Below are 11,998 nucleotides of genomic sequence, written 5' to 3' on the forward strand. Positions count from 1 at the left end.
GTAATGGGGCAGTTCATTATAATGACTGTGTTTAGTGTTTTTTTTATAGCCAAACTGGTCAAAATTTATGATTTTTAATTCTTTTTAACTTTTTAACTTGTCAAATATCGTATTTACTAGTTTGCTTATAACTTGCCACGTGATCCCTTGTACTTGAAATAGTGAACAAACCCGCTTAGTGCTTCTAAGCTAACCCAACTATGGATAGAACAATGAAAACAAAATTATCTATTATTACGCTTGCTTTACTACCTTGTTTGGCTTCGGCTAAATTACCTGATGCAGGAGCTCTTCCACAAGCAGCTGCAAGCAGTGACTCTGTTATTGTTAAATATAAAAAAAATGCAACACCCCAAATGCGTAAACAAGCACGAAGCTTGGTTAAAGCAAAAATTACAGATTTAAATAATGATGAAGTTGATGATAACTTCACATCATTATTCTCAGGTCGCCTTGCTAAATTTAAAGTGTCTGGCATGAGCACTAAAGAAGCTATTGAGCGTTTAAAGTCTCATCAAGCTATTGAATATGTTGAGCCAGATTACCGAGTAAGTATTGCGAGCGCACCTAACGACCCTCGTTTTGATGAGCTTTGGGGTCTAAATAATGAAGGTCAGACCGGTGGTACGGCAGACGCTGATATTGATGCTGTAGAAGCGTGGACTATTTCTACTGGTAGTCGTGATGTAGTTGTTGGTGTAATCGATACAGGTATTGATTATAGCCATAGCGATTTAGCGAGCAATATGTGGGTAAATACCTCTGAAATCGCAGGCGATGGTATTGATAATGACGGTAATGGCTTTATCGATGATATTCATGGTATCAATGCGATTACCAATACTGGCGACCCTATGGATGATGAAGGTCACGGAACGCATGTGTCTGGAACTATAGGTGCGAGTGGTAATAACTCTGTGGGTGTAGTGGGTGTAAATCATGAAGTATCACTTGTTGGTTGTAAGTTTTTAGATGCAGCAGGTAATGGATCAACATCAGATGCAATCAAGTGTATTGATTACATGGTTGGCCTAAAAAACTCTGGTGTTAACATCCGCGTATTAAATAATAGTTGGGGTGGCGGTGGCTATAGCCAAGCGCTGGCTGATGCAATCGAATCAAGTGAAGCTGCCGAGCTACTGTTTGTAGCTGCAGCAGGTAACGACACTATTGATAACGATGTAAACCCACATTATCCATCAAACTACGAAAATGCGAGTGTTCTATCGGTTGCAAGTACTAACCAAACTGATGATATTTCGTGGTTCTCTCATTGGGGCTTAACCAGTGTTGATATGGGCGCACCAGGTACTGCTATTTTATCTACTACACCGGGTGAAAGTTATGCATCGTATTCTGGTACGTCAATGGCAACGCCGCATGTTGCTGGCGCAGCTGCGCTAGTTTTATCTATTAATCCAGAGTTATCTACTCAAGAACTTAAAGATTTATTAATGAGCTCGGGCGATGCTAATGCTGCACTGCAGGGGAAAACGGTAGCCGGTACGCGACTTAATGTTAACCAAGCACTTATTGATGCGGATCCAACTCCTGGTTTTAAAATATCAGCTAGCCCGCTTACCCAACAAATTATAGCTGGAGAGGCTACAAGCTATACATTTACAATTGGCTCAATTGCCGAGTGGGATGAGGAAGTAACGCTTGAATTATCAACAACATTAGGTGGTGCTTATTTATCATCACTTACAGCGCGCCCTGGTGATGACGTGATACTAAATGTTGAAACCGATACTGATACTCAGTGGGGAGATTACGAGTTTACCGTAACTGCCACTGCGGGTGATATTGTTAAACAGCAATCGGTTGAATTAATGATACAACCATTAGGGTTAAATGACTTTACCTACAGCAGTACTGGTAGCGTAGCAATTCCAGATAATTCTCCACAGGGGATTAGCTCAGTAATTAATGTTTCTGATGATTTAACCGTATTTGGCACAACCGCCGATGTTGATATTACTCATACTTACTCTGGTGATTTAGTTGTAAAACTAATTTCAGCACAAGGTACAGAGGTAACATTGCAAAGCAATGTTGGTGGTAGTAACGATGATATTGTTAAGAGCTTCACGTCTAGTGCATTCAATGGCGAAGTAGCAAATGGTGACTGGACTCTTCATGTAGAAGATACTGCAGCCGCTGATACAGGCACAATTAATGGCTGGTCACTTACGCTTAGCGCTATAGGCGAAGTAAGTGCACAACCGCCACGTGCAGGCTTTACTGTTGATACGCAAGGTTTAACAGCCTCGTTTGTAGATACAAGCAATGATGCCAATAACGACATTACACAGTGGAGCTGGAGCTTTGGCGATGGCGCTACATCAACAGATTCAAGCCCTGTGCATGCATATGCGCAATCGGGTAGTTACGATGTAGAACTAACTGTTACTGACAGTGAAGGTAATACAGATACATTTACCCAAGCCGTTGTTGTAAGTGACGTGACCCTTGAACTGAACTTAAAACGCGCTAACAAAACACGCCTAGGTACGATGCGTGTAGAACTTAGCTGGGAAGAAGTTGGTGCAGAGTCATTAAGCGTTTACCGTAATGGTGAGCTAGTTGATACCACTGCAGATAATGGACGCTACCGTGATTACGTACGTGGAGCTACATTACCATCGTACGATTACCAATTATGTGTAACAGAAAATGTGTGTTCGAATATCATCACCGTTTCTTTTGAATAAATTTCACTACTCCTAAAGTAATTTAAGCCCAGCTTTGCTGGGCTTTTTTATGTTTTAAAAAATATAAACTATGCTTTTTTATACGGGTGAGTTTTAAGCCAGTGCTCGGCTATTTGTTCACGCGTGGCAAACCAAACCTGCTCATGCGATCGGGCATATTCTAAAAACCGTGCTAATGCTTTTATTCTTCCTGGTCTGCCAATTAAGCGGCAATGTAAACCTATCGACATCATTTTAGGGGCGTTTTCACCTTCAGGGTCACCTTCTTCATAAAGCGTATCAAATGCATCTTTTAAGTAATTATAAAACTGATCCCCTGCATTAAAACCCTGTACGGCAGCAAAGCGCATGTCGTTTACATCGAGCGTGTAGGGCACAATGAGTTGTGGCTTACCTTCCTTAATACTGTAAAAGGGCAAATCGTCGCTGTAATCGTCGGCGTCATATAAAAATGTGCCATTCTCAACTACAAGGGCTGCGGTATTTGGGCTAGTTCGGCCGGTATACCAGCCTTTGGGCTTTTTACCTGTAAGCTTTTTAATGACGTCAATGGCTTGTTGCATATGTTCGCGCTCGGTTTGTTTATCTATATTTTGATAATTAATCCAGCGCAGGCCATGGCTTGCAATCTCGTGGCCTGCTTCAACAAAGGCTTTAGCTACATCGGGGTGGCGCTCAAGGGCCATCGCCACTGCAAAAATGGTGACCGGTATATCGTATTTTTTAAATAAACGCAGTAACCTCCACACGCCCGCGCGCGAGCCATATTCGTAAATAGACTCCATGCTGATATGGCGGTCTTCTACATGGGGAGCACTGACTATTTCTGATAAAAACGTTTCAGCGGCTGCATCACCATGTAATACACAGTTTTCGCCGCCTTCTTCGTAATTTAATACCACTTGCACGGCAATACGTGCTTTATTGGGCCAATTTGCATGAGGCGCATGTGGGCCATAACCAATTAAGTCTCGTGGGTAGTTTTTAAATTGCTCGCTCATTTTATTGCTCCTTTTTAAGTGCCGTGAGCCAAAACTCGAGCGTTTCGCGCTCTGTGTTAGTCATTTGGGTCATATTAGCCAGTGGCATGTCTTTGGTTATAACCGCGCGGGTATGAATAAGCGTGCTGGATTTTTTTACATCACTAATAGAGTCGAGCTTAAAGCCTAGCGGCGCTGTTTGAAAAAGCTCAGAGGTAGGTGTTTCACTATGGCACTGCGTACAGTGTTTGCTGATTATATCCCACGCTTGTGCGTCGGTAATACTTGCTTGTAAAGGCGCGTTTTCGTCTGCATTTGTTGTACTGCTGGGCCAAGGTGCTATTGCCAACATAAGGGCAAAAAATGCTGCAATACCACTTATAAGTACTGAAGGTTTATTAACGCCTTGATGTTTTAAGTTAAAGTAATGGCGTATCCACATACCAATACCAAACAGCGCAATTAAAATAAGCCAGCCAAAGTTGTGGCTATACGTGTAAGGAAAGTGATTGCTAAGCATAATAAATACCACAGGTAACGTGGCGTAGTTATTATGAATAGAACACAGCTTTGCCTTTAAACCTGGGAGCGATTCGGGTATACGGCCGGCTTCTACTTCACTTACCATATAGCGTTGCCCTGGCATAATAATGTGATACACATTGCCAACCATACACGTGCCAATGAGTGCGCCTACATGAATATACACAGCGCGGTCGCTAAATAATTGATCAACCCCAAAAGTCCACAGAGCTAATAAACCAATAACTACAGCAATAAACACTTTGCCGTTTTCAACCAGCGGGGTTTTACACAATAAACGATAAATACCATAACCTAAGCCAATAAAACCAAGGGATGCCCCAATAGCTGCAAATTTACTTAGCTCACTTTTACTGTTATCAATTAAGTACACATCGGCGCCAACATAATAAAGTAAGCTAAATAGTAATATACCGGTGATCCAGGTTGTGTACGCTTCCCACTTAAACCAATGCAGGGTATGAGGCATTTGTTCAGGGCCATTTTGATACTTAGCCACTTCATAAAAGCCACCGCCATGCACGGCCCATAAATCGCCTTTTATGCCTTTATCTATTTTCCATTGCGGTGGTGTTTGTAGGTTGTTATCAAGCCATGCAAAATAAAATGAAGCGCCAATCCAGGCTATACCAGCAATAACATGAAAGTAACGCAGTACTAAATGAGCAAGCTCAAATAAATAGTTTTCCATAACGGTTAAGCCTCTTCTAATACCGGTGAGCGGGTGTCTGAAAATTGATTGTTATCATCGCGCTTATACACACTTTTACCCATAATGTAGGTTTGCTCAACGCAGCGGTCGTCGCCTAACATCATCATTGCAAATAGTTTTTCATGTAGGGTTTTGGCATGTTGTATTCTAAATTTTAAAAACGAAGTTGCCGAACAATCCATTACAATAAAATCGGCTTCACAGCCGGCTTCAAAATTACCAATTGTTCCTTCTAAATCGAGCGCTCTAGCACCGCCGAGTGTTGCTAAATACAGCCCTTTAAATGCTGAAAACTTTTGACCTTGTAACTGTTGGATTTTGTAAGCTTCGTTACCTGTTTGTAGCATAGAAAAGCTTGTTCCTGCGCCTACATCGGTACCCATGCCTACGTTTATGCCGTGCTCTTCACAGGCTTTTAAATTTAAAAGTCCTGAGCCTAAAAACAGGTTTGAGGTAGGACAGTGCGATATAGCCGCATTGTTATCTGCAAGACAGCAAAGCTCGCGCTCAGATAAATGAATGCTATGGGCAAATACCGAGCGTTTACGTACCATTTTAGCTTGCTCGTACACGCCTAAGTAATCCTCGGCTTCTGGAAATAACCCTTTAACCCATTCGCACTCGTCTTTGTTTTCAGATAGATGAGTGTGCAGGTAGGTGTCTGGGTATTCTTCAAGTAACTGAGTGCATTTTTGTAATTGCTCAGGGGTTGATGTGGGGGCAAAACGTGGTGTAACTGCGTAGCTTAGCCTGTCAACATTGTGCCATTTTTTTATTAGGGCTTTGGATTCGTCATAGCTTGTTTGCGCGCAATCAGATAAGTCGTCAGGGCAGTTACGATCCATCATTACTTTACCGGCAATCATCCGTAAATTGCGTTTTTGTGATTCTTTAAAAAACGCATCAACCGATTGCGGGTGCACAGTGCCAAATACAAGGGCAGTGGTTGTGCCATTACGCAGTAGCTCGTCTAAAAAGCGATTAGAGATCTCTTTTGAATAATGCTTACAAGTGAATTTTTTCTCTGTCGGAAACGCATACTCGGTTAACCAACTTAGCAGTTGCTCGCCGTACGCCCCCACCATTTCGGTTTGTGGTAAGTGTATGTGGGTGTCAATCATACCAGGCATAACCAGTTTGCCATCGTGGCGGATAACACGCGCTGATTTATCAATTGTTGGCAGTATGTCTTGCTCGTAACCAAGTTTAACTACTTTGCCGTGCTTGATAACTAATGCGCCTTTTTCAAAAAAACGATGGGCGCTTTCGCCAGCAATGGCAGGGTCGTCAATAAAGTCGAGTATATCGGCACAAACTACTGTTAAGTTATTATTGTTTTGCGTGCTCATTATTAGCTACCTCTGTATGTAGAGTAGCCAAACGGGCTAAGCAACAATGGGATATGATGATGTTTAGTATCTTGTAATCTAAACGTTATTTTCGCCTCTGGGTAAAACGCAGGGGTAGGTTGATTTTGGTAGTAGCTATCTAAATCAAATACTAGCTTATAGGTTGCAAATTCTACTTCTGTATTTAGCCAGTCGGTAATTCGCCCATCGGTATCGGTTGTGCCTTGGGTTAGTTGTACCCATTCGTTATTTGTAAGTTTAAATAGCTTAACAGTAACGTTTGCTGCTGGTTCTCCGGTGCTGGTATCGAGTATATGGGTGGTTATAGGGCTTTTGTTCATAGCAGTGACTCCAATCTTATTTTTGTTATTTTGGCTTGTTCGCCCGCGGCTATATTAAGCTCTGTACTGCGGGTGTTGTGTATGCGCTGCTCTATGAGTTCAAGCATTTGTTCGGCCGTTTTACCGGTGGCGCACACAATAAAAATAAAGCCAAACTTGCTCAGGTACTCTTTATTAAGAACGATCATTTTGGTAAGTACGGCTTCGTTTGCTTTGCTCATACCCGATTGCTCATGCCCCGCTTTTTGTGCGGTAGCAGCGTATTTTTTGCTAAGGGTTGATAAGTCACCTATTTGCGGGTGGCCTTCAAAGGCAGCTAAATAGTCGCTCTCGCTAAGGCTATCCCATATGCTTTTTGCGCATTCAAACAGCTGTTGAGCACTTTTAAATGGCATTGCTTTTACCATGGCTGCCACCCAGTTAGGGGCCGCGCAGCAATGCTCAAGTGCTTGTTTTGCTTGTGCATCATTTAGCGTATTTATTTGTAAGCTACTCATGCGCCTACTTCCTCCTGCGTGGTGCTAATTAAGGCATTTTTTAGTGTGCGCCACTGCAAGCCTTGGCGTTTTGGCGCTTGGGTTTGCATAGCCTGATAAAGGGCAATTAGCTGTCCACTAATCGAAATAGCCACTTCCATTGGTAATTTGCCCGTAATATTTTTTAGCCCAACAGGGCAGGTCATTTGCTGTATTTGATCGGCTGTAAAATCGCGATGTGCTAGGCGTTGTTTAAAACGTTTTGCTTTAGTGTCAGAGCCAATAACGCCCAGCCAATTGGCATCAGCGCGTTTAATAATGGCTTGGGTGAGTGCAAAGTCGAGCTGGTGGTTATGGGTAAGTATTAAGTAGTTATTAGCTTTAGGCGCACGCTTTACTTGTTCTGTTGGCTCTTCATCAACCACTTTTACTACATTAGTTGGCATAGCCTGTGGGAATACATCTGCGCGGCTATCTATCCAGCGTATGCGAATAGGCAGTTGTGCCAATATACCAATAAGCGCTTGTGCTACGTGGCCTGCGCCGTAAATATCTAAAGTAAAGCGCTCGCATTGCATGCATTCAAGCATAACGGTGGCAGCCCCGCCGCAGCACTGGCCTAAATTTGCACCTAGGTTAAATTGCTCAATTACTTGGGCGGCTTCGCCTTTGGCAAGTAGTTCGCGGGCTTTTTCTATTACTACGTATTCAAGGTGGCCACCGCCAAGAGTGTCGTAAATATGCTCGCCGCTTATTACCATTTTAGAGCCTGTGCCGCGAGGGGTTGAGCCATTTGTGCCAAGTACCGTGGCAATTACATAATTAGTGCCGCTTTGTTCGTGCTCGTTTATAGCCTGCGCCCAGTTTTGCGTATGAAAACCCTGAAACGACTCATTTAAATTAGTCATGTTGATGCTCCTTAAACCAGCTAGCGGTTTGCTCAATTGCACTCAATACTCGCTCTGGGGTTGCGGGTGTATCCAGTGGGGCTGTGTATTTGTAATCAGCCACACTGCTTATTGCATTACGAATAGCGCTCCATACACTAAAGGCCAACATAAATGGCGGCTCGCCTACGGCTTTTGATCTAAATACGGTGGTTTCTGGATTTGCTGAATTATAGAGATTGACGTTAAATTCGGCGGGTGTATCGCCAATGGCTGGTATTTTGTAGTTAGCAGGACCAAAGCTTGCAAGCTGGCCTTTATCATTCCATTGTAAGTCTTCGGTGGTAAGCCAGCCCATACCTTGTACAAAGGCGCCTTCAATTTGGCCTATATCAAGTGCTGGGTTAATTGAGCTGCCTACATCGTGCAGTATGTCAACGCGGGTTACCGTGTTTTCGCCAGTTAGCGTATCTACTTCTACTTCGCTGAGTGCTACGCCGTGAGCGTAGTAAAAAAATGGGCGGCCTTCGCCTTTGGCTCTATCGTAATGAATTTTTGGTGTGGCGTAATAACCGGTAGATGAAAGCGATATACGATTCATGTAAGCAAGATTCGCAAGTTCGCTAAAGCTAATTTCCCCTTTACTAAAAGTAATGAGGTTATCTTTAAATGTAATACTTTGGCTGTTTACTTCAAAGTGCTCGGTAATAAAGTTTATTAAGCGCTCTTTTATTGTGTTTACTGCATTAAGGGCTGCCATACCGTTTAAGTCGGTACCGCTTGAAGCCGCTGTTGGCGAGGTGTTTGGTACCTTGTCGGTACGCGTAGCACTAATACTTACCGCGTTAAAATCGACCCCAAAGCCGTGGGCCACAATTTGCGCAATTTTGGTGTTTAGTCCTTGGCCCATTTCGGTGCCGCCGTGGTTTAAATGTATAGAGCCATCGCTATATACATGTACTAATGCACCAGCTTGATTTAAGTGTTGTACCGTAAACGAAATACCGTATTTAACCGGCGTCATTGCAAGGCCTTTTTTTATAATAGGCGATGTGGCATTAAATGCTTTAATAGCATTTTTACGTGCCCAGTAGTCACCTGACTCTTCAAGCTGGTTTATCATATCTTTTAAAATATGTTGCTCTACGGTTTGATGATACGGCGTGGTATCGCGGCCTTTTCTGTATAAATTGAGTTTTCTGATCTCAAGCGGATCTTTACCTAATTTGGCTGCTATATCGTCCATTATTAGCTCGCCCATAATCATTCCTTGCGGGCCACCAAATCCTCTAAATGCGGTATGGCTTACGGTATTTACTTTACAGCGATTACCCTTAATTGTGGCGGCTGGGTAGTAGTAGGCGTTATCGGCATGAAACATGGCGCGGTCTACAATTGCATCCGATAAATCTGGCGAGTAGCCACAAAACCCATTTACGGTAATGTCGGCACCTTTTATTAAACCATTTTCGTCAAAACCAACATGGTATTGATTATAAAAAGGGTGGCGTTTACCGGTTAACTTAAAATCGTCGCTGCGGGCTAGGCGCATTTTTACTGCGCAGCCAAGGTGGTAAACCGCTAGCGCTGCAAGGCATGCCCATGGCGCGCCTTGGGTTTCTTTGCCGCCAAAAGCACCGCCCATACGGCGGGTTTCTACGTTTACAAAGCTAAATGGCTTTTTTAAAATTTTAGCAACTAAATGCTGCACCTCAGTAGGGTGTTGCGTAGAGCACTGAACATGAATGCCCCCGTCGTTATCAGGTTGCGCCAGCGCTATTTGGCCTTCTAAATAAAAGTGTTCTTGCCCGCCTATGTTTATTTCGCCTTTAAGCTGGTGGGCTGCGTTATTAATGGCTTGTTCGCTGTTACCACGGTTAAGTGAATGGGGCGGCCTCACCCAGTGCTCTTTGCTAATGGCTTCTTTAATATCAAGTATGGGCGTAGTTTGCTCGCACTCTATAACCACCAAACGTGCAGCGCGGCGCGCTATTTCATAGGTGTCGGCAACTACTACCAGCACAGGTTGTCCGTGGTATTGAATTTCATGACTAGTGAGTAATACATCACCAGGAAATACCGGGCCAATATCAAGCTTACCGGGTACATCTTCGGCCGATAAAATACGTTTAACGCCTTTAACTGCCAGTGCGAGACTTGTATCAATTGATTTAATAAAGCCGCTTGTAACAGGGGCGAGCACTGGGTAGGCATGCAGGCAGCCGTAAGGCTCAGGGTTATCGTCGGCAAAATTTGCACTGCCACAAACTTGTTTAATAGCGCTTTCGTGATATTTAGATTGCCCAACGCTACCACCTTGGGCTTTTAGTTTATCCATTTCAAAGTGACGCATGTGAGATCCTCGTAATGGCAATGTTGTTATTGTTGCGTGCTTGCGGCTCACAAAACTCAATACCAATGCGTTGTAATAAGTTTTTGCTTACCGTAATGCGATAATGCCCACTGCTTCTTACATCGCTCATGGGCGTAAAGTCATCGTTAATAGCCGTTGCTGCGTCTATAAAACTACTTACTTGTAATGATTGAGATACCAGCTTTTGCTCAATATGCTGCGCGCGCTTAGGAATAGCTGCCATACCGCCCATAGCGCAGCGGGCTTGAGTAATCATGTTTTGTGAATGCTCTATAGCAAGCACCAAACACACGGTAGATATATCGTCTTCAAAGCGTTTTGATATTTTATGACAGGCCAGTTTTAGCGACTCTGGGCGCTTTGGGATGGTGAACTTACTAATTACTTCATCGCTTTTAAGAACTGTTTTTTTGTAATCAATAAAGTAGTCGGCAACTTTAATAGTGCGCGAACCAGCGCTGCTTAATAAATCCATTGATGCATTAAGAGCGATTAAAAGTGGAGCGGGATCGCCAATCGGAGAGGCATTCCCTATGCTGCCACCTAGTGTGCCGCTGTTACGTACTTGGCTTGATCCTAAGCGTTCAAATAGCTCTTTTGACTCTGGGTAATGGTTATAAAATGCCTCAACAAATTGGCTATAAGGTAGCGCTGCACCTATGTGTAACTCACCGTTATTATCTGCCAAGGTGCAAAGATCCTTTACTTGGCTAAGGGAGATAATTACATCCGGTAAGAGCATGTTTTGGCTAAGCTCAATGGCAAAGTCGGTGCCACCAGCAACTAAATGTGCATAAGGATAAAGCGCTTTTAGCTCAACAAGTTGTTGGGCAGTTTGTGGTAAGTAAAATTTGCGAGGACCATTTTTTAAAAATGGAATATCGTCATCATATTGCGTATTAAGTGATCCTTTAAATTGGGCGGCCATTGCTGAGTACGGTTCAGCTTTACGTTCATAGCTATAGGCTTTTTCGGCTGCAAGTAATATAGGGTTATAACCTGTACAACGGCATAAGTTACCGCCAAGTGCATGAATAACCGCTTTTTTACCAGGGTACGTTGGCTCATTAATATAAAGAGCCAACAAACTCATTATTATACCGGGCGTGCAAAAACCACATTGCGAACCATGGCACTCCACTAGTGCACGTTGTACGGGGTGTAAATCGGTTAAGTTTGGGTATAAGCCAGTAGTCACAGCCTCTACCGTTACTATATGTTTTGCATGCGCATTACCTAATAACAATAAACAGCTGTTCATTGTTTTGTATTGCCAACTAGTTTGCCCGTTTGCATTTATACGCTCTTCACCCACTAAAATTGTGCACGCACCACAGTCGCCAGTTGCACATCCTTCTTTGGTGCCCACTTTCCCTTTTTTGGTGCGAAGCCAGTCCAAAATGGTGAGACTTGGCGAACATTCTTGTACTTCAATTGGCGTGTTATTTAATAAAAATTGAATCACACAGACCCCCTTAATTTTTATAAAGCCCTGATACATAAAGGCTTGGCGTATGTTTTTTCTTGTTGTTTGCGCACGGGTAAGAAAAATACTTTTTCATCTTGGTAAGTATATTGCAGTTACCATGCCATTGTTGACCGGTTGGTCAGTTGATGTTTTG

9 protein-coding genes are annotated in these 11,998 nt (G+C 43.2%); 1 reads left to right on the forward strand and 8 read right to left on the reverse strand.

What is annotated here, in order from left to right:
- Positions 1-212 precede the first annotated feature (212 nt).
- Entirely contained in the window at positions 213-2,714 is a 2,502-nt protein-coding gene (locus CXF64_RS03840; protein ID WP_101216331.1) for a S8 family serine peptidase, read from the forward strand.
- A gap of 68 nt (positions 2,715-2,782) precedes the next feature.
- Here CXF64_RS03840 and puuE read toward each other — a convergent pair whose 3' ends face one another.
- Genes puuE through xdhA form a run of 8 tightly spaced genes read right to left on the reverse strand, consistent with a single transcriptional unit; the run spans position 2,783 to position 11,841 of the window.
- Positions 2,783-3,715: an allantoinase PuuE gene (puuE, locus tag CXF64_RS03845; protein ID WP_101216332.1), complete on the reverse strand. Its 933-nt coding sequence runs from the start codon at positions 3,713-3,715 to the stop codon at positions 2,783-2,785.
- A gap of 1 nt (position 3,716) precedes the next feature.
- On the reverse strand, positions 3,717-4,928 hold the full coding sequence (locus tag CXF64_RS03850; RefSeq protein ID WP_101216333.1) for a urate hydroxylase PuuD: 1,212 nt from the start codon (positions 4,926-4,928) through the stop codon (positions 3,717-3,719).
- A gap of 5 nt (positions 4,929-4,933) precedes the next feature.
- Positions 4,934-6,298 (reverse strand): guanine deaminase, encoded by a 1,365-nt coding sequence (gene guaD / locus CXF64_RS03855; RefSeq protein WP_101216334.1) that lies wholly within the window; start codon positions 6,296-6,298, stop codon positions 4,934-4,936.
- A gap of 2 nt (positions 6,299-6,300) precedes the next feature.
- Positions 6,301-6,639, reverse strand: coding sequence for a hydroxyisourate hydrolase (gene uraH / locus CXF64_RS03860; RefSeq protein ID WP_101216335.1), 339 nt, complete (start codon positions 6,637-6,639; stop codon positions 6,301-6,303).
- A complete protein-coding gene (gene uraD, locus CXF64_RS03865) occupies positions 6,636-7,136 on the reverse strand; it encodes a 2-oxo-4-hydroxy-4-carboxy-5-ureidoimidazoline decarboxylase (protein WP_101216336.1) in 501 nt (166 codons plus the stop codon). Before uraD ends, uraH begins: the two co-directional genes overlap by 4 nt.
- Entirely contained in the window at positions 7,133-8,023 is an 891-nt protein-coding gene (xdhC, locus tag CXF64_RS03870) for a xanthine dehydrogenase accessory protein XdhC (protein ID WP_101216337.1), read from the reverse strand. Before xdhC ends, uraD begins: the two co-directional genes overlap by 4 nt.
- Positions 8,016-10,355 (reverse strand): xanthine dehydrogenase molybdopterin binding subunit, encoded by a 2,340-nt coding sequence (gene xdhB / locus CXF64_RS03875; RefSeq protein WP_101216338.1) that lies wholly within the window; start codon positions 10,353-10,355, stop codon positions 8,016-8,018. Before xdhB ends, xdhC begins: the two co-directional genes overlap by 8 nt.
- The gene (gene xdhA / locus CXF64_RS03880; protein WP_101216339.1) at positions 10,342-11,841 is read right to left on the reverse strand and encodes a xanthine dehydrogenase small subunit; all 1,500 of its coding nucleotides are present in this window, start codon (positions 11,839-11,841) and stop codon (positions 10,342-10,344) included. Before xdhA ends, xdhB begins: the two co-directional genes overlap by 14 nt.
- Positions 11,842-11,998 lie beyond the last annotated feature (157 nt).

Source organism: Pseudoalteromonas sp. GutCa3, assembly GCF_002836155.1.
In the GTDB taxonomy this organism is placed as follows: Bacteria; Pseudomonadota; Gammaproteobacteria; order Enterobacterales; family Alteromonadaceae; genus Pseudoalteromonas; species Pseudoalteromonas arctica.

Coding starts and splice junctions, on each gene's coding strand:
- puuE (WP_101216332.1), bottom strand. CDS start 3,715: ATGAGCGAGCAATTTAAAAACTACCCACGAGACTTAATTGGTTATGGC.
- xdhB (WP_101216338.1), bottom strand. CDS start 10,355: ATGCGTCACTTTGAAATGGATAAACTAAAAGCCCAAGGTGGTAGCGTT.
- guaD (WP_101216334.1), bottom strand. CDS start 6,298: ATGAGCACGCAAAACAATAATAACTTAACAGTAGTTTGTGCCGATATA.
- uraD (WP_101216336.1), bottom strand. CDS start 7,136: ATGAGTAGCTTACAAATAAATACGCTAAATGATGCACAAGCAAAACAA.
- CXF64_RS03850 (WP_101216333.1), bottom strand. CDS start 4,928: ATGGAAAACTATTTATTTGAGCTTGCTCATTTAGTACTGCGTTACTTT.
- xdhC (WP_101216337.1), bottom strand. CDS start 8,023: ATGACTAATTTAAATGAGTCGTTTCAGGGTTTTCATACGCAAAACTGG.
- CXF64_RS03840 (WP_101216331.1), top strand. CDS start 213: ATGAAAACAAAATTATCTATTATTACGCTTGCTTTACTACCTTGTTTG.
- uraH (WP_101216335.1), bottom strand. CDS start 6,639: ATGAACAAAAGCCCTATAACCACCCATATACTCGATACCAGCACCGGA.